Here is an 18,079-nt window from a genome sequence, read left to right as displayed (position 1 = left end):
TAATAATTGTATCGAATCAGGACAAAAGAAAGCAAGAATAGGTGTCTCAGCTAGCTACTAGCTGTTTCTTTTCTGCTACAGTCCGAACAAATGAAAGGAACCAAAACGAAATGATTTACAAAGTTTTCTACCAAGAAACAAAAGAACGAAACCCTCGTCGTGAAACGACTCATGCCCTCTATCTCGATATTGATGCTAAGAATGAGCTGGAAGGACGCATTGAAGCTCGTCGCATCGTTGAAGAAAATACATCATACAACATCGAATTTATCACCCTCTTGTCAGACCAACACCTAGAATATGAAAAAGAGTCTGGCGCATTTGAAATTACGGAGTTCTAATCCATGGCATATACCTTAAAACCTGAAGAAGTTGGTGTTTTCGCCATTGGAGGTCTCGGGGAAATTGGTAAAAATACCTATGGGATTGAATACCAAGACGAAATCATCATTGTAGATGCTGGGATCAAGTTTCCTGAAGATGATTTGTTAGGGATTGATTACGTTATTCCTGACTATTCCTATATCGTTGAAAATATCGACCGTGTCAAAGGGGTCTTGATTACTCACGGACACGAAGACCATATCGGAGGAATTCCCTTCCTCTTGAAGCAAGCCAATGTGCCCATCTATGCTGGACCTTTGGCCCTAGCCCTTATTCGTGGAAAATTGGAAGAGCATGGCCTCCTTCGCGGTGCTAAACTCTATGAAATAAACCAAAATACGGAGTTGACCTTTAAGCATATTAAAGCGACCTTCTTCCGTACAACTCACTCCATTCCAGAACCTTTGGGGATTGTTCTCCACACACCTCAAGGAAAAATCGTCTGCACGGGAGACTTTAAATTTGACTTCACGCCCGTTGGTGATCCGGCCGATCTTCACCGGATGGCTGCACTAGGAGAGGAAGGCGTCCTCTGTCTGCTTTCTGACTCAACCAACGCGGAAGTCCCAACCTTTACCAACTCTGAAAAAGTCGTTGGCCAATCCATTATGAAGATCATTGAAGGCATTCATGGACGCATCATCTTTGCATCCTTTGCTTCTAATATCTTCCGTCTCCAACAGGCTGCGGATGCCGCTGTTAAAACCGGCCGTAAGATTGTTGTCTTTGGACGCTCGATGGAAAAAGCCATTGTCAACGGGATTGAGCTGGGCTATATCAAGGTACCTCCTGGAACAATTATTGAACCAAGTGAGATCAAAGATTACCCGGCAAACGAAATCCTCATTATGTGTACAGGGAGTCAAGGGGAGCCCATGGCGGCCCTATCTCGGATTGCTAATGGAACCCACCGCCAAGTGCAACTCCAACCGGGAGATACCGTTATCTTCTCATCTAGTCCGATTCCTGGGAATACAACCAGCGTTAACAAATTGATTAATACGATTTCTGAAGCGGGTGTCGATGTTATTCACGGGAAGATCAACAACATCCATACATCTGGACACGGGGGGCAACAAGAACAAAAACTCATGCTCCGCTTGATCAAACCAAAATACTTCATGCCTGTCCATGGTGAATACCGGATGCAGAAGATCCACGCAGGACTTGCTCGTGATTGCGGAGTAGAAAAAGACAATATCTTCATCATGAGTAACGGTGATGTCCTCGCCCTTACAGCCAACTCTGCTCGTATCGCAGGAAGCTTTAATGCTCAAGACATCTATGTCGATGGAAACCGCATCGGGGAAATCGGTGCTGCTGTCCTTCGTGACCGGCGTGATCTGTCCGAAGACGGTGTCGTGCTTGCTGTTGCAACAGTTGACTTCAAGTCAAAAATGATTTTAGCTGGACCAGATATTCTCAGCCGTGGCTTCATTTACATGCGTGAATCAGGAGATTTGATCCGTGAAAGCCAACGCATCCTCTTCAATGCCATTCGTATCGCCTTGAAGAACAAGGATGCCAACATTCAAACCGTACACGGTGCTATTGTCAACGCCCTTCGTCCTTTCCTTTACGAAAGCACGGAACGTGAACCCATCATTATCCCTATGATTTTGACACCAGATAAAGAAAATTAAGTAAAAAGAATGAGGCTGGGACAAAAGTCCTAGCCTCTCAATTGTCTTTGGATTGTCGAGCAAGACGCAGTGGTTGAGTGGGCTCTACTACGCTGATTTCATCAGCTTTTACAGCCCTACTCAACTGTGCGGAGGTGGGACGACGAAATCGAATTCTAACGAATTATCGATTTCTGTCCCACTCTCATTTTCTATATATGAACAATGAGCCAGGTCATCAAACCTAGCTCATTTTTGTATGGATCTGCTTAATACAAGTCCAAATAGTTATCAATTTCCCATTGTGAAACAAAGGTTGCATAGCTTGCCCACTCGATGCGTTTGGCTTCTAAGAAGCTGGTATAGATATGTTCACCAAGAGCATCCTTAACTACTTCGTCTTCCGTCAAAGCTTTCAAAGCATTGTGAAGGGTAGATGGAAGGTCAGTGATTCCAGCTTCTTTACGCTCTTCCGCTGTCATGATGTAAATATTTTCTTCGATCGGAGCGGGTGCTTCGATTTTGTTTTCAATCCCATGCAAACCAACTTCCAAAAGAACAGCCATAGCAATATAAGGATTGGCCATCGGATCTACTGAGCGCAATTCAAGGCGTGTTCCCATACCACGTGAAGCTGGTACACGAACCAATGGGGAGCGGTTGCGACCAGCCCAAGCGATGTAAACGGGTGCTTCATAACCTGGAACCAAACGTTTGTAAGAGTTAACCGTTGGATTCATGATGGCTGTATAGTTGTATGCGTGCTTGATCAAACCACCAAGGAAGTGATAAGCTGTTTCTGATAACTGCATCCCACGTGGATCCTCAGGATCAAAGAAGGCATTGTTTCCTTCGGCATCAAACAAGGACATATTACAGTGCATCCCTGAACCAGCAATCCCAAATTTTGGCTTAGCCATAAAGGTTGCATACAAACCGTGTTTGCGAGCAATGGTTTTGACAACGAGTTTAAAGATTTGGATCTTGTCACATGCGCGAAGAACTTCATCATACTTAAAGTCAATCTCATGTTGTCCCACTGCCACTTCGTGGTGACTAGCTTCTACTTCAAATCCCATTTGAGTCAAGACATTAACGATCTCACGACGAGTGTTGTCGGCAAGGTCTGTCGGAGCCAGATCAAAATAGCCACCCTTGTCATTCACCTCAAGAGTTGGGTCTCCATTTTCATCGAGCTTAAAGAGGAAGAACTCTGGTTCTGGTCCAAGGTTGAAAGATTTGAAGCCAACTTCTTCCATGTGACGAAGGGCACGTTTGAGGTTACCACGTGGGTCTCCTGCAAAAGGTTCCCCTTCTGTTGTATAGACATCACAAATCAATCCTGCAACACTACCGTTCTCATCTCCCCAAGGGAAAACCGTCCAAGAGTCCAAGTCAGGATAGAGATACATATCAGATTCATTAATCCGAACAAACCCTTCAATAGAAGATCCATCAAACATAGCCTTGTTTGATAGAACTTTTTCCAACTGTTCATCTGTCGCTGGAATTTCAACGTTTTTCATGGTCCCTAAGATATCTGAGAACATCAACCGAATAAAGGTTACATTTTTTTCTTTGACTTCGCGGCGAATATCTTCAACAGTAATTGACATGTGTGTCTCCTTATGAATAAAGCAATAAGCAAAAAGAATGATCAGCGTAACTGACCATATGACGATGAGGTCGTATGAAAGCGACTTTGCTGGAGAATGTCGCGGTGAAGAGCCCTTCGAACTTCCTTCTCGCTGACAACCTTGGCAGCTTGACGTTTAGCTTCTTTCTCAGCAATCCGTTTTTTAATTCCTGCGATATTGAGACCTTCCGATAGGTAATCCTTGATTTCCAACAGGCGATCCATATCGTTAAGAGAAAACATCCGACGGTTGCCTTCTGTTCGATCCGGAGTAATGAGTTGTTGATCTTCGTAGTAGCGAATTTGACGAGCTGTTAAATCCGTCAATTTCATAACACTACCAATCGGAAAGACCGCTAACGTTCGTCTTAGTTCTTTTTCTTTCATACCCGACCTCCTTTCCCTTCTATTATAACCGAAAAAAAACCGATGTCAAGATTAAAATGTCATATAATCTCACATGGTTTTTCTTTTTTCTTTTATAAAATCTCGAATCCGATCCACATCTGAATTAACCAAAATCGCAACGAAGACTCCGATAAAGGTTTCAAAGATGCGGGCAAAAACATATAGGAAAGTTTCTCCTGTCGGAATCGAGAGAGTAATAATCAACATGGCTGAAACACCACCGATGATTCCAGCTTTATTGTTCATGGCGACATTGGTCATAATGGTTAACATGGTCGCAATGGGCACAAAAATCAGGGTTACCCAAAAAGCATTGTGGAAGAGGATCTTAATCATAAAGAACAGCAGCGCATAAAAACCACCGATGCTGTTGCCCATCACGCGCGAAGCTCCGAAGTGAACACTCTTATCAAAATCTTCTCTCAAACTAAAGACAGCTGTCAGCGCCCCAATCTGCAAGCCCCGCCAGCCAAAGATACCAAAAATCAATAGAACCAGAAAAACGGCTATCCCTGTTTTGAAGGTTCGCATTCCTAATCGAAATTTGGAACGGTCAAATTTATGTCGTTTAAAGTAATCCATTGTCCCCTATCTTTCTATCTCTTTTATTCTAACATATTTCTAGAAAGGTTCAAGCAGGGAAATGAAGATCGACTAGCTTCCTTCTACTCACATCCAATAGAAAAAGCACCTTTCGGTGCTTCTTCTATGGTTCATGAGGAACCGTCTTATTTTTCAGTCAAGGCTGCAAGTCCTGGAAGAACTTTACCTTCAAGAAGCTCCATTGAAGCTCCACCACCAGTAGAGATCCATGAGAACTTGTCTGCGCGACCAAGGTTGATCGCTGCAGCTGCTGAGTCACCACCACCGATGATTGATTTAACACCTGGTTGTTTCACGATAGCGTCCATCACACCGATTGTACCAGCTTGGAAGTCAGGGTTTTCAAATACACCCATTGGTCCGTTCCATACAACTGTTTTCGCACCAGTCAATGCTTCATCAAATTTAGCGATAGATTTTGGACCGATATCCAAACCAAGGAAACCTGGGTCTACTGCTTCACCTTCAGTGTCTTTCACTTCAGTGTAGTCAGCAAATGCGTTTGCTTCTTTTGAGTCAACTGGCAAGATCAATTTGCCGTTTGCTTTTTCAAGAAGAGCTTTAGCGACATCCAATTTGTCTTCTTCTACAAGTGAGTTACCGATTTCGATCCCTTGCGCTTTGTAGAATGTGTAAGTCATCCCACCACCGATAAGAACTTTATCAGCTTTTTCAAGCAAGTTTTCGATAACACCGATCTTGTCTGAAACTTTTGAACCACCAAGGATAGCCACGAATGGACGTTCTGGAGCTTCAACTGCTTCTTGGATGTAGGCAATTTCGTTTTCAAGAAGGAATCCAGCAACAGCTTTTTCAACGTTTGCTGAGATACCAACGTTAGATGCGTGTGCACGGTGAGCTGTACCGAATGCATCGTTTACGAAGATACCATCTCCAAGTGATGCCCAGTATTTACCAAGTTCAGGATCGTTTTTAGATTCTTTCTTGCCGTCAACATCTTCATAACGAGTATTTTCAACCAAGAGAACTTGTCCATCTTCAAGAGCGTTAATCGCTGCTTCCAATTCAGCACCACGAGTAACACCTGGAAGGAATGTAACTTCTTGACCCAATTTAGCAGCCAAGTCAGCCGCTACAGGAGCAAGTGATTTACCTTCTTTGTCTGCTTCTTCTTTTACACGTCCAAGGTGAGAGAAGAGGATTGCACGTCCACCTTGCTCAAGGATGTACTTGATTGTTGGAAGAGCAGCAGTGATACGGTTGTCGTTTGTGATCACGCCATCTTTTACAGGAACGTTGAAGTCAACACGAACGAGAACTTTTTTCCCTTTCAAGTCAACGTCTTTAACAGTCAATTTTGCCATTGGATATGACTCCTTCTATTTTTTATACATGATAATTATATCACAAAAGCTGTAAAAGAGGTAGAAAAACCCAAAGCTTTTCCCCTCTAATTGACAGTCCAGCCCATAGAACCTATAATAGATTTAAAAAAGGAGATCGAGATGAAACAAGGATTATCTAGTCAACAAAAAGAAGCCGATCAAGATTTAAATATCCTGGCACTTTTTACCTTTCTTCCTCTAATAGGCTTTCTAGCTTTCCAGGAGCCGATCATCAGCTTCAGTCGAAACCCAGACCATTCTCTCTGGATGCGCTTATTCGTTCTCGCACTTTGTCAATTTTCTATAGCGGGCTTGGGAGCTAGCGTCATCCTGATCTATCGCAAGGAAGGTTTACAGAAATATGGATTAGTCGGAAAAGAAATCTTCCCAACACTCCTTCAAACAGCCCTGATTGCCTTACCTCTTCTTATTTTTCTCATCGCTTCAGGCCAGGTACACTCCTATCTTCCTTTTCAATCCATCCTCCTAACTAAAGAGGTCTTAGCAAGTCCCTTCCCCATCAATTTCCTAGTTTATTTCTTCATTTCTCTTATATGGGGATTCTGGGAAGGGTTTAATTATGTCTTAATTGCCCAAAAGATCAACCTCCGCTATCCTCAAAAAGGAAACGGCTTTTGGAATCTAGGAGCCTTGATTTGCGCCTTGATCTGCCTGCTTATCCATGGGATGATAGGACTTAACCCCTCGTCTCTCTTACAAGAAAGTACTGTTTTCATTCTAATTTATGGAATGCTCCAAATTCATAGACGTACAGGAAATGCTTGGAGCTGTATTCTGATTTTTTTCCTTCTTTGGAACGCCTTTTAAGATTTTTTAAACAAGAGCAAACCTCCCTTGACGATTACAAGGGAGGTTTTTACTTGGCGAGTCTACAGAATGGATAATCACTGGGTAGATAGAATTACTCTTCTTTCTTCTTACCAGCCAAGAGGAAGCCTCCAAGCGCTGCTAGGAGAACAGCTTCTGCTGCAAAAGTAGCCTCTAAACTTGCAGTTATTGGCAATTCCTTGTCAGTATCTTTGCTGGTTTGATGATCTTGTTGAGAGATTCCTTCTTTAGACGGTGTTAAATAGCGACTCAAAACTTGTTGAACTCCTTGATCCAGAAGATCTGGACCATTTTCCTTTTGATTCAATGAATCAGTTGGTTTCGTTGGATTCAATTGTTCTGGTGATTTTTGATTGTCATCCGGTTGTTCTGGCTTTGTTGGATTCTCCGGCTGAGCTGGTTGATCTGGTGTCGCAGGTTGATCCGGTACCGCTGGACTTGGTGTCTTATAGACAATCGCATAGTGGGTAAAGTGAGGAGCTGTAAAGATAACCACATCTCCCACCCGTTCAAAGGCCAAGGATTGAGGAGCTTGACCTTCTGGGAAGAAGAGGACTTGCTCCACTTCTTTATCCTTATCCACAGGGATTTTTACAAGTGATGGATGCTGGGTATCGACATCCTGACCACTTGCATCGACTCCTTCGATATCAAAGAGAGTCGCTTCTCGTCCCTTCAGCTCTTCTTTTTCTGCCTGATTGGCTCCAACTTTCGCAACTTTCAACCCCTTAATAGCAGTCGGCTCCAAGTTAGAGAACTGAACTTCGACTCCAGTCGCAAGGTCTACAAAGACCGCTGGCTTATCTTCTTTCAGGAGCGCAATCAAGGTCTCTAGTCCTGTTTTTGCGGTTGCGAGCGCTTCAGGAGTGAGCTCTGAAGAGTCGAGGAGTTCTTTGTTTTTCTCAACCAGTGCCTGCAAAGCGTCACCAGAAGGGTGATTTGGCTTGCTTGCTAATAGAGCTGTCGCTTCTTCTGTCAGAGCAGAAAGTGCTTCTTTCTCTTTGACTAGATTAGCTTGTCCATCTAAGGCTTTCAAGAGAGCGGTCAATTGGTTCAACTGCTCATTGACCTGATCTTGTGTGCTGGTATCGTGCTCTTTCAAGACTTTTTCAGAAGCAGCCATTCCAGCCAACAAGGCTTCTTTGACTTCAGGACTGGCAAATATGAAGTCTACTTTGGCTTTTGCAGCTTCAGCTTCAGCCAATTTTTGCTTGAGGTATTCATCGTTGAGAGCTGGTTTTGGATTCACGAGGACATCAAAACTTGTGCTAGCTCCTTTGTAATGGATGGTGATGGTTTGACGGCCTTCCTTGGTCGCATCAAAGCCAGTTACTTCCACCCCTTCATCGGTCAAAGCGTGCGTTTCGGTTGTTTCATCATCAAAGACAACTGTAAAGCGCCCGCCTTCTTTTTCAAATGCTTCTCCGACGATATATTCTACTTTTGGTTTGTCGGTCAATTCTAGACCAGCAACTGCTTTTTCACCGGCTTCCTCTGCACTGACCACAAAAACAGTGAGAGTCTTATCCAATTTCTGACCAAGGTAAGAAACTTCTAGGTGTTGTTCTCCAAGCTTGCTACTGTCAAATCCATGAATCTCTACACCTGAGTTGGTGAGGTTGACCAGTTGATCTGCTTGGCCATCTTTATAATGAACACGGAGAGTCGCCCCTTTCAAGGAAAGAGCATCCCCTTCCCGGTAAACCTTCTTGGTCAAACCATCTTCAAATTGAAGTCCCGCAATTTCTTTATCATTTTTTGGAACTTCGATCGCTAGAACATTACTGATATCTTTGCCAGGTTCTTGCGCACGATAGTAGAGAAGAGATGGGGTTGATTCAAAAGCCAGTGGTTTAAAGATCAGATTTCCAGCTTGATTGGCTGTCATGGTCGCAATTGGGCTAGTCGCTTCTTTATCGGCATAAAGAGTCAGTGTGGTATTGGCCGGTACATCTTTGAAGCCGACTTGGACAAAATGATTGCCTAAGTTTTGCGCTGCAGCATGTTTCATCGGGATGTTGACCGTTTCCTTATCCAGACTTTCATACATCTTCCAGTTGTAAATCCGGATGGCTTGCCATGGAGTTCCGTTATCTGCCGTAATGACATGGAGACGCCATTCTTGAGCCTTGATCGGATGATCCAGTGTAATTTCGGACACATGGGCTTTATTGCCACGAACTTCCTTAGCGAGCTTCCATTCACCCGCTTCATCCTTGTAGTAAAGGTCGAAGTCACGGGTATTCATCTTGCCATCATCGACTGACTCCCCACCCGCACCGGCATGGTCCATGACCCATCGAACAATGGTCCGAGGTTGTGTCAAGCGGATATCGACGGTTCCACTCAATTGAGCAGAGGACCATTTATCTGAAAGACTGGTAATGGTACCATTTAACATCCCCTCGATGCCTTCACTACCATCCGCATCTGGGAAGCTTGAACCAATGACTTTGGCTCCGATGACCACGTTTGGTGCTAGGGCTTTTGGAAGACTGGTATCTGACACGGTCATACCCCAATCAAAGGCCACAGTTCCTGCATCTGAACGTTGGCCGTTCTTCCCAACTGCAACGACCTTGAGGTCCTGAGTTGTTCCTTCAGCACTTGCTGAACGGCTAACTTTTGGTAGATAGACGGTTGTCGCAGAAGACCCTGTTAAGAGGCGCCAGTTGTCGCCATCTTTTTCGTAGACTTCATAATAATCCGCATCTGCTACCCCTTTGAAGTTTAGGACCGCTTCTGCTTCTTGTGCATTTTGTAGGCGTTTGCCTTGCACAGTTACTTCAGAAGGAGCAGCTGGTTTTTCTTGTTTCGACGTAATCGACAATTGACCGAGGTTGAACTTGTAATCTTTGACATCTGCATCATGATCAAAGAACATCTTAACGGCATAAATAGTCTTACCCGCCAAGCCTCCCAAATCAAAGGTTTGAGTAGACCAATCCGCACTCGGTGTCAATTCCTTCCATTCGTATTCAGAGTAGTCTTCTTTTGTGGCAACAGCTACCCAAGCAGCAGCTCCGACCCCACCCTTGTGAGACACACTTAATTTTGTCGTTTCTGTCACAGGAATCTTAGTAGAATAGAGCATGACATTTTGGCTGCTATTAGCTTTCAAATCCCCTTCAAAGGTTAAAGAGTTCCCTCCATTGTAGGCTTGATCAAAATCATAGCGACCTTTTAATGGCGTACTATCTTCACTATGCTCTACCCACCAGCGCCATGTTGGAAGGTAGCCAGAAACAGAACGGTAGTTCCACTCCCCTTCTTTAGAAATCTTGCCATCCACAAACCAATGTTTGCCGTGGCCTGTATTAAAGGACGTATTGAAATCAGCACTTGTAATTGGAGTTTTATCCACTACTAGATTGGACATCCCGTACCAAGATTGGTCTGCTGGTTTCCCTTTAGTCGGATCCCCTTGGAAGCCAGTCCAGAAGAGATCTTCGTGAGTATGATAACCTTCTCCCGTTTTTCCTAGACCCGTAATGGTATCTGGCGCATAAAGCCCAAGAGATAGACGCAACTTCCCATGCTCATCTAAAATAGCATTCCAGTCCACATTAGTCTTATAAGAGCCTCCTTTTTGGAGCTCGAGTCCAGCTAGAACATCATAAGGATTGCGGTTAATCCATTTGGCTGTACTAATCGAATAATCAACTTCTGATTTGCCCCAGTTAAAGTTGGCAAAGAAGGTATCAACTGGATTTTCCCCATTTTCAGGCTGCATGAAATTGTAGTTGTATTCACCCAGTGCATTTTCATGGTAGCGACCATATTCATAAGTCATGGCATCATACCAAGAGTACTTAATCGGATAGTTGATGCTCTTCGCATACTCCTTAGTATAAAGAAGGAAATCTCTTAATTTTGGCCCCAAAGGCTCTACTAAGTTCCCTGTTGTTTCTTGGTTGATAAAGTAGCCATCAAAACCATAGTACTTCGCTAAATCCACCAATTTCCGAGCAATCGGGAAGGTTTTTGAGCCTTCACTATCTTCTTTCAAGGTTTCTGCAAAGCGTTCTTGATCCTTAATGCTACTAGACCAGTTGTAAAAGAGTGTTCCATAAATAGGAACCCCATTTCGGTGAGCCGCATCAATCACGTCTGCTGAAGGGACAAGTCCTTCCCAAAAGACCATAGAATCCAAATATTGCCAGTAGTCAAAAGCATAAGCCTTAAACTCTTCCCCACCGACGGAAGCATGATCCTTAGCCTTTGAGTTCATGTTAGAAAGGGCTTGGATCTTTGCATCTGGGTTGGCTTGCTCGTTGATTTGCTTCCCTTGAAAACGGCTAGCAAGGGGGACACTTGCTCTGTTCAAATCATCATCTACTCGTTTTCCTGGTTCCCACTTCAAGAGATCGTCCCAGGTATCGAACTTAACTTCTTTCGGTCTTAATTGTTTTTCTTCATTGGTTGGTAAATCTTCCACTTTTTCTGCAGCTACTTTTGGTTGTTCCGTCGCTGAAACGGCTGGAGTATCTGTCGTCGTCGGGCTAGCTTCCGTGCTAGCAGGACCAGCCTCTGTCGTTGCTGGAGTTGCTACCTCAACTGGTTTTGCTGTTTCTGCAGTTGGCAAAGCAGCATCTGCAGTGTAGACTCCCGCTTCTCTAATCAAATGATTGACATCTTCCGTATTTGCTGTGGAAGCTTCTAAGGGTTGTTCATTAGTCGCATGCGTCTCATCTGCTGAGACTGCCCCCGTTCCTAAAAATGCCAATCCAATCAATGCAGAACATACTCCCACACTAAACTTTCGGATACTAAAACGTTGTTGTTTTTCAAATTGATGACCTTTCATCTTGACCTCCATCTTATTTTACTGATTTCCAATCTCCTAAAACACTCCTCCTTCACTCGCGTGCAATCGCTTACATTTTTTTGAATTGGAAATCTTCACTCAGATTTAGTTTACCCCTTTAAAGAGAGGTCTGTCAATTCATTTTAGCAAATCCTATAATAAGGTGAGGAGGAACTAAAAAAAGTACAAAAAAAGAGGAGGTTACCCTCCTCTCATCATACAGATGAATTATTTAGCAATTTTTGCGAAGTATTCAAGAGTACGAACAAGTTGTGCAGTGTAAGACATTTCGTTGTCATACCATGAAACAACTTTAACCAATTGTTTACCGTCAACGTCAAGAACTTTAGTTTGAGTTGCGTCAAACAATGAACCGTAAGCCATACCTACGATATCTGAAGATACGATTGGATCTTCTGTGTAACCGTATGATTCGTTAGATGCTGCTTTCATAGCTGCATTTACTTCATCAACAGTAACGTTCTTTTCAAGAACTGCAACCAATTCAGTAACTGATCCAGTTGGAGTTGGAACGCGTTGTGCAGATCCGTCCAATTTACCGTTCAATTCTGGGATTACAAGACCGATAGCTTTAGCAGCACCAGTTGAGTTAGGAACGATGTTAGCTGCACCAGCGCGAGCACGACGAAGGTCACCACCACGGTGTGGTCCGTCAAGGATCATTTGGTCACCAGTGTAAGCGTGGATAGTAGTCATCAATCCTTCTACAACACCGAAGTTATCTTGAAGAGCTTTAGCCATTGGAGCCAAGCAGTTTGTAGTACATGAAGCACCAGAGATAACTGTTTCAGTACCATCAAGAATGTCATGGTTAGTGTTAAATACAACTGTCTTAACATCGTTTCCACCAGGAGCAGTGATAACAACTTTCTTAGCTCCACCTGGGTGCAAGTGTTTTTCAGCAGCTTCTTTCTTAGCAAAGAAACCAGTTGCTTCAAGAACGATTTCTACACCGTCGTTAGCCCAGTCGATTTGTTCTGGATCACGTTCAGCAGAAACTTTAACGAATTTACCGTTAACTTCGAATCCACCTTCTTTAACTTCCACAGTACCGTCGAAACGACCTTGAGTTGTGTCATATTTCAACAAGTGTGCAAGCATAACTGGATCTGTAAGGTCGTTGATGCGAGTAACTTCAACACCTTCTACGTTTTGGATACGACGGAAAGCAAGACGACCGATACGACCGAAACCGTTAATACCAACTTTAACTACCATTCGTGATTTCCTCCTTATGAAAATCAAAAAATTTTTTATGTGAAAAGAGTAACTTGATAGGTTACAAATCATCTTTCAACAATATTATTATATACTTTCTTCCCCTAAAATGCAACTGATTTCATTAGGATTAGAAATATTACACAAACTTTCATATTCATTTTCACTATCTCTTATGAGGAAGAGGCCTTAAGTTCTTTTCGAATCAAAAAAAGCTTTCCTCCTATGAGGAAAGCTTTTAGCTAGACGGTAAAATTATGCTTCACCTTTAGCTTTTTTAATGATTTCTTCTTGTACTGATTTCGGTACATCTTCGTAGTGGTCAAATACCATCATGAAAGTACCACGTCCTTGAGTTGCAGAACGAAGGACAGTAGCGTAACCGAACATTTCAGCAAGTGGTACATAAGCACGAACGATTTGGCTTGCACCGTGTGCTTCCATACCGTCTACACGTCCACGACGAGCAGTTACATGACCCATAACATCCCCAAGGTTTTCTTCAGGAACTGTGATGGTTACAAGCATCATTGGTTCAAGGATAGCTGGTTGTGCTGATTTAGCTGCTTCTTTAAGAGCAAGAGATGCAGCAATCTTGAAGGCAGTTTCAGATGAGTCGACATCGTGGTATGATCCATCGTAAAGCTTCGCTTTCACGTCAACCATTGGGTAGCCAGCAAGGACACCGTTCGCCATAGATTCTTGAAGTCCTTTTTCTACTGCAGGGATGAATTCACGTGGAACCACACCACCGACGATCGCATTTTCGAACTCGAATCCTTTTCCTTCTTCGTTTGGAGTAAATTCGATCCAAACATCACCAAACTGACCTTTACCACCAGATTGACGTTTGAAGAATCCACGTGCTTGTGTAGAAGCACGGAATGTTTCACGGTAAGATACTTGAGGAGCACCAACGTTGGCTTCAACCTTGAATTCACGTTTCATACGGTCAACAAGGACATCCAAGTGCAACTCACCCATACCAGAGATAACTGTTTCACCTGTTTCAGGGTTTGTTTCAACGCGGAAGGTTGGATCTTCTTCAGCTAATTTTTGAAGAGCGATACCCATCTTGTCTTGGTCTGCTTTAGATTTTGGTTCAACCATCAATTGGATAACTGGTTCTGGAACTTCGATTGACTCAAGAATAACTTTCGCTTTTTCATCTGTCAATGAGTCACCAGTTGTTGTATCTTTCAAACCAACAGCAGCAGCAATATCACCAGAGTAAACTGTTTCGATTTCCATACGAGTGTTGGCGTGCATTTGAAGGATACGTCCGATACGTTCACGTTTACCTTTAGTAGTGTTCAATACGTAAGAACCTGAGTTCAAGACACCTGAATATACACGGAAGAATGTCAAACGACCTACGAATGGGTCAGTCATGATCTTGAAGGCAAGCGCTGCAAATGGCTCTTCGTCAGATGCTGGACGTTCTACTTCTTCGTCTGTATCTGGGTTCACACCCTTGATTGCAGGGATATCAAGTGGGCTTGGAAGGTAGTCAAGGACTGCATCCAACATCAATTGAACCCCTTTGTTCTTGAAGGCAGAACCACACAATACTGGGAAGAATTCAACGTTGATAGTCGCTTTACGGATACCAGCTTTCAATTCTTCATTAGTGATTTCTTCACCTTCAAGGTATTTCATCATCAAGTCTTCATCAGTTTCAGCAACTGCTTCAACCAATTTTTCACGGTATTCTTGAGCTTGGTCAAGGTATTCAGCTGGGATATCTTCTTCAAGAATGTCTGTACCAAGGTCGTTGGTGTAGATTTCAGCTTTCATCTTGATCAAGTCGATGATTCCACGGAAGTCATCTTCTGAACCGATTGGCAATTGAATTGGGTGTGCGTTTGCTTGAAGACGATCATGAAGTGTGCTTACTGAGTAAAGGAAGTCAGCACCGATTTTATCCATCTTGTTCGCAAATACGATACGAGGAACACGGTATTCAGTTGCTTGACGCCAAACTGTTTCTGTTTGAGGCTCAACACCTGATTGTGAGTCAAGAACCGTTACAGCACCGTCCAAAACGCGGAGTGAACGTTGTACTTCGATAGTGAAGTCCACGTGTCCTGGTGTGTCGATGATGTTAACACGAGTGTCTTTCCATTGAGCGGTTGTCGCAGCAGATGTGATGGTGATACCACGTTCTTGCTCTTGCTCCATCCAGTCCATTTGTGACGCACCTTCGTGAGTTTCACCGATTTTGTGAATCTTACCAGTGTAGTAAAGGATACGCTCAGTTGTAGTTGTTTTACCAGCATCGACGTGGGCCATGATACCGATATTACGAGTTTTTTCAAGTGAAAATTCGCGTGCCATGAGGTTTTGTTCTCCTATATTTTTTATTTCTATACTATTATAACATGATTTAACAAAAACGGATAGGCAGGACCTACCCGTTCTCATTGTTTATCCTGTTTGATTTAGCTGATTTGAGCTCAATTGAACTCGGGCTAAAAGCTCGGAAAATAGATAAGCTTTCCTAGAATCTTTGATTCTTCGTCAAGCTTCCTAATTTTCAGTCGCTTTTTTAACGCCCTTAGTATCTTAATCTTACCAGCGGAAGTGTGCGAAGGCACGGTTAGCTTCAGCCATACGGTGAGTGTCTTCACGTTTCTTAACTGCTGCACCAGTGTTGTTTGCAGCATCCAAGATTTCTTTAGCAAGGCGATCAACCATTGTGTGCTCACCACGTTGACGAGCGATGGTTACCAACCAACGAAGTCCAAGTGTTGTACGACGTTCTGGACGAACTTCAACTGGGACTTGGTAGTTAGATCCACCAACACGACGTGCACGTACTTCAAGTACAGGCATGATGTTTTCCATTGCTGTTTCAAATACTTCAAGCGCGTCATTTCCAGTAGCTTCTTTGATTTGCTCAAAAGCACCGTAAACGATTGAAGCTGCTGTACCACGTTTACCATCAAGCATAACGCGGTTGATAAGACGAGTAACTAGTTGTGAATTGTAAAGCGGATCTGGCAATACATCGCGCTTTGGAGCTCTATTTTTACGACTCATTTCTCTTTATCCCCTTTCCTTATGCTTTTGGACGTTTAGTACCGTATTTAGAACGGCCTTGTTTACGATCGTTAACACCTGCAGTATCAAGTGCACCACGGACGATATGGTAACGTACCCCTGGAAGGTCTTTTACACGTCCACCACGAAGAAGCACCACACTGTGCTCTTGCAAGTTGTGTCCGATACCTGGGATGTAGGCAGTAACTTCGATCAAGTTGCTCAAACGTACACGAGCGAATTTACGAAGGGCAGAGTTCGGTTTTTTAGGTGTCATTGTTCCAACACGAGTTGCAACACCACGTTTTTGTGGTGAAGAAACGTTTGTTTGAACTTTTTTATGACTGTTGTAACCAACGTTCAAAGCTGGTGATTTAGATTTTTCTACTTTTGATTTACGCGGTTTGCGAACCAATTGGTTAATTGTAGGCATCTACATTCTCCTGTATTTTTTTATTTTTGGTGATGATACACTTGGTGACAGCTACCATCTGTGTGTACTTTTGCAACATTTGTCAGCACGTCCCTGTACACTCTTGAGAGACCAAAAGTAAAAAGTACCGTCTATTATTGTAACATAGCGGTACTTTCACTGTCAAGATTTTTTCTCTTTTTTACACGATTGACTCTTCTTAAAATCGCGCCAGATTATTGTTCAGTTTGTTGCGTTACAGCCGGTGTGGTAGCATTCGAAACCTGAGGAACCTCATTGGACTGATACTGAGGGACTTCTGCGGGAACGACTTGTTGAGGTTGAACTGTTTGGCTAGCTTGATTCGTATCAGTTGATTGAGTATTCTGATTGGTTTGCATTCCGTAATAGTCTACAATATATTGAATACGAGCTTGAAAGGCCTGTTTCTTGGTTTCGTCCTTCACTTTTTCTACGGCCTCTTGGGCAGCGGTTAAGGTTTCTTGAGTTGCAGTCGTTTCAAAATGAGCAACTGCTTTTTCAGCCGCTTCAGCGATTTTCGCTTCCTCTTCTTCTTTGGCTTTTTTAGGGTCTTTCTTCTTAATAGGAAGAGAACCTGTTTTTTTGGTTTCTTGCTTCACTACTGTGACCTGGTCTGCAGAATTTTTACGAACCGTATAAAGCCCACCGACAAGAACTCCAGTCAAGATGAATATCGTTGCCAATCGAAGCCATAGGGGACTACGATCAAAACGGTCTAAAATTGTTTTCATTTTCCTTTCTCCCTCTCCAGACTTAGTTCTTATCGAAAATATTTCCGATTTCTACATCAATTTTATTTTCTGCTACATCAATGTTGGTCACACGTAAAAGTGACTTGTGATCGAATAAATCTTTACTTCTAGCCGAAGCATTGTCCGCAAAAATAGCGACTCCTGCCAACTCTGAATCGAACTCAGCCAAGAGACTAACCATCCCACTGATAGTTCCCCCTCCTTTAAGGAAATCATCGACAATCAGGACACGGCTTCCAGCTTTCAAACTACGTTTGGATAGGAACATTTTCTCAATCCGATCGCCACTGGAACCAGATACGTAGTTGACACTGACCGTTGAGCCTTCTGTAATTTTCAAATCGCGTCGTACAATGACAAAAGGAACATTTAAGACATTGGCTACCGCGTTTGCTAATGGGACACCCTTAGTGGCCACCGTCATGACTGCATCGATTTTTTGATCTCGGAAGGCCTTGGCAATAATGCGCCCAATATTATTTAAGATTTTTGGATCACTTAGCAAATCCGAAAGGTAGATATAACCACCTGGTAAAATCCGGTTACTTTCTGACAGTTGATCGCACAAATTTTGGACGATTTCTTTTGAATCTGCATCCGAAATCGATGGTGTAAAGATGACCCCTCCACCTGCACCGGTAAGAGTTTCAATGCTTCCAATTTCCATTTCTTCAAAGGCCCGTTTAATAATGACAATGTCCTCAGAAATAGATGATTTGGCAGATTCGTATTTTTCGGCAAATGTATTTAAACTCGTCAATTCGTAGGGATGATTAATCAAGTAATTCGAGATCACAACCATCCGCTCACTTCTTCTTAGCTTCATTTTCTCTCCACATAGTTTTTTATTGTATTATACCATATTATACCAAAAAACGAACGTTGTTAGTCTCACAACATTCGTTTTTGGTTTTTTTACTAACAAACTTAGAGTGAC

At 43.1% G+C, this 18,079-nt stretch carries 14 protein-coding genes; 3 read left to right on the top strand and 11 right to left on the bottom strand.

Features of this window, described 5'->3' with window-relative positions; translation table 11 throughout:
* Positions 1-110: 110 nt before the first annotated feature.
* Together ABT997_RS05495 and rnjA are read left to right on the top strand one after the other, a co-directional pair.
* On the top strand, positions 111-341 hold the full coding sequence (locus tag ABT997_RS05495; protein ID WP_126404878.1) for a DNA-dependent RNA polymerase subunit epsilon: 231 nt from the start codon (positions 111-113) through the stop codon (positions 339-341).
* A 3-nt stretch (positions 342-344) separates the two neighbouring features.
* Entirely contained in the window at positions 345-2,027 is a 1,683-nt protein-coding gene (rnjA, locus tag ABT997_RS05490; RefSeq protein ID WP_350018934.1) for a ribonuclease J1, read from the top strand.
* A gap of 248 nt (positions 2,028-2,275) precedes the next feature.
* Here rnjA and glnA read toward each other — a convergent pair whose 3' ends face one another.
* The 4 genes from glnA to ABT997_RS05470 form a co-directional block, all read right to left on the bottom strand.
* Positions 2,276-3,622 (bottom strand): type I glutamate--ammonia ligase, encoded by a 1,347-nt coding sequence (gene glnA, locus ABT997_RS05485; RefSeq protein WP_350018933.1) that lies wholly within the window; start codon positions 3,620-3,622, stop codon positions 2,276-2,278.
* A gap of 41 nt (positions 3,623-3,663) precedes the next feature.
* The gene (locus tag ABT997_RS05480; RefSeq protein WP_350018932.1) at positions 3,664-4,029 is read right to left on the bottom strand and encodes a MerR family transcriptional regulator; all 366 of its coding nucleotides are present in this window, start codon (positions 4,027-4,029) and stop codon (positions 3,664-3,666) included.
* A gap of 69 nt (positions 4,030-4,098) precedes the next feature.
* Positions 4,099-4,632: an FUSC family protein gene (locus ABT997_RS05475; protein WP_126404882.1), complete on the bottom strand. Its 534-nt coding sequence runs from the start codon at positions 4,630-4,632 to the stop codon at positions 4,099-4,101.
* Between the two features lie 146 nt (positions 4,633-4,778).
* Positions 4,779-5,978, bottom strand: coding sequence for a phosphoglycerate kinase (locus ABT997_RS05470; RefSeq protein WP_006151517.1), 1,200 nt, complete (start codon positions 5,976-5,978; stop codon positions 4,779-4,781).
* A gap of 141 nt (positions 5,979-6,119) precedes the next feature.
* Here ABT997_RS05470 and ABT997_RS05465 point away from each other — a divergent pair, with 141 nt between their 5' ends.
* Positions 6,120-6,827 carry a hypothetical protein gene (locus tag ABT997_RS05465; RefSeq protein ID WP_350018931.1) on the top strand — a complete coding sequence of 236 codons (708 nt, stop codon included), beginning with the start codon at positions 6,120-6,122 and terminating at the stop codon, positions 6,825-6,827.
* Positions 6,828-6,921: 94 nt separating this feature from the next.
* On the opposite strand, the gene ABT997_RS05460 is transcribed toward ABT997_RS05465, so the two are convergent.
* The 7 genes from ABT997_RS05460 to purR all read right to left on the bottom strand — a co-directional run bounded on the left by ABT997_RS05460 (position 6,922) and on the right by purR (position 17,968).
* Positions 6,922-11,655, bottom strand: coding sequence for an endo-beta-N-acetylglucosaminidase (locus ABT997_RS05460; protein ID WP_350018930.1), 4,734 nt, complete (start codon positions 11,653-11,655; stop codon positions 6,922-6,924).
* Positions 11,656-11,883: 228 nt separating this feature from the next.
* Positions 11,884-12,894, bottom strand: coding sequence for a type I glyceraldehyde-3-phosphate dehydrogenase (gap, locus tag ABT997_RS05455; protein ID WP_129269939.1), 1,011 nt, complete (start codon positions 12,892-12,894; stop codon positions 11,884-11,886).
* Between the two features lie 255 nt (positions 12,895-13,149).
* Positions 13,150-15,231 (bottom strand): elongation factor G, encoded by a 2,082-nt coding sequence (gene fusA, locus ABT997_RS05450; RefSeq protein ID WP_350018929.1) that lies wholly within the window; start codon positions 15,229-15,231, stop codon positions 13,150-13,152.
* Positions 15,232-15,465: 234 nt separating this feature from the next.
* Entirely contained in the window at positions 15,466-15,936 is a 471-nt protein-coding gene (gene rpsG, locus ABT997_RS05445) for a 30S ribosomal protein S7 (protein WP_003003105.1), read from the bottom strand.
* 19 nt (positions 15,937-15,955) lie between these two features.
* Positions 15,956-16,369 carry a 30S ribosomal protein S12 gene (gene rpsL, locus ABT997_RS05440; RefSeq protein WP_001142332.1) on the bottom strand — a complete coding sequence of 138 codons (414 nt, stop codon included), beginning with the start codon at positions 16,367-16,369 and terminating at the stop codon, positions 15,956-15,958.
* Positions 16,370-16,584: 215 nt separating this feature from the next.
* Complete coding sequence (locus tag ABT997_RS05435) at positions 16,585-17,121, bottom strand: hypothetical protein (RefSeq protein ID WP_306474702.1); 537 nt, start codon at positions 17,119-17,121, stop codon at positions 16,585-16,587.
* Between the two features lie 22 nt (positions 17,122-17,143).
* On the bottom strand, positions 17,144-17,968 hold the full coding sequence (gene purR / locus ABT997_RS05430; RefSeq protein ID WP_048715719.1) for a pur operon repressor: 825 nt from the start codon (positions 17,966-17,968) through the stop codon (positions 17,144-17,146).
* Positions 17,969-18,079 lie beyond the last annotated feature (111 nt).

Source organism: Streptococcus australis (assembly GCF_040226615.1).
Taxonomy (GTDB): Bacteria; Bacillota; Bacilli; order Lactobacillales; family Streptococcaceae; genus Streptococcus; species Streptococcus australis_E.
Note: the sequence above shows the minus strand (reverse complement) of the source record. Positions and strands in the feature narration are given on the sequence as shown.

Bases quoted from the DNA above. Each gene is read 5' to 3' on its own strand.
- purR (WP_048715719.1), bottom strand. From the start codon at position 17,968: ATGAAGCTAAGAAGAAGTGAGCGGATGGTTGTGATCTCGAATTACTTG.
- glnA (WP_350018933.1), bottom strand. From the start codon at position 3,622: ATGTCAATTACTGTTGAAGATATTCGCCGCGAAGTCAAAGAAAAAAAT.
- ABT997_RS05460 (WP_350018930.1), bottom strand. From the start codon at position 11,655: ATGAAAGGTCATCAATTTGAAAAACAACAACGTTTTAGTATCCGAAAG.
- ABT997_RS05470 (WP_006151517.1), bottom strand. From the start codon at position 5,978: ATGGCAAAATTGACTGTTAAAGACGTTGACTTGAAAGGGAAAAAAGTT.
- ABT997_RS05495 (WP_126404878.1), top strand. From the start codon at position 111: ATGATTTACAAAGTTTTCTACCAAGAAACAAAAGAACGAAACCCTCGT.
- ABT997_RS05435 (WP_306474702.1), bottom strand. From the start codon at position 17,121: ATGAAAACAATTTTAGACCGTTTTGATCGTAGTCCCCTATGGCTTCGA.
- rnjA (WP_350018934.1), top strand. From the start codon at position 345: ATGGCATATACCTTAAAACCTGAAGAAGTTGGTGTTTTCGCCATTGGA.
- ABT997_RS05465 (WP_350018931.1), top strand. From the start codon at position 6,120: ATGAAACAAGGATTATCTAGTCAACAAAAAGAAGCCGATCAAGATTTA.
- fusA (WP_350018929.1), bottom strand. From the start codon at position 15,231: ATGGCACGCGAATTTTCACTTGAAAAAACTCGTAATATCGGTATCATG.
- rpsL (WP_001142332.1), bottom strand. From the start codon at position 16,369: ATGCCTACAATTAACCAATTGGTTCGCAAACCGCGTAAATCAAAAGTA.
- rpsG (WP_003003105.1), bottom strand. From the start codon at position 15,936: ATGAGTCGTAAAAATAGAGCTCCAAAGCGCGATGTATTGCCAGATCCG.
- ABT997_RS05475 (WP_126404882.1), bottom strand. From the start codon at position 4,632: ATGGATTACTTTAAACGACATAAATTTGACCGTTCCAAATTTCGATTA.
- gap (WP_129269939.1), bottom strand. From the start codon at position 12,894: ATGGTAGTTAAAGTTGGTATTAACGGTTTCGGTCGTATCGGTCGTCTT.
- ABT997_RS05480 (WP_350018932.1), bottom strand. From the start codon at position 4,029: ATGAAAGAAAAAGAACTAAGACGAACGTTAGCGGTCTTTCCGATTGGT.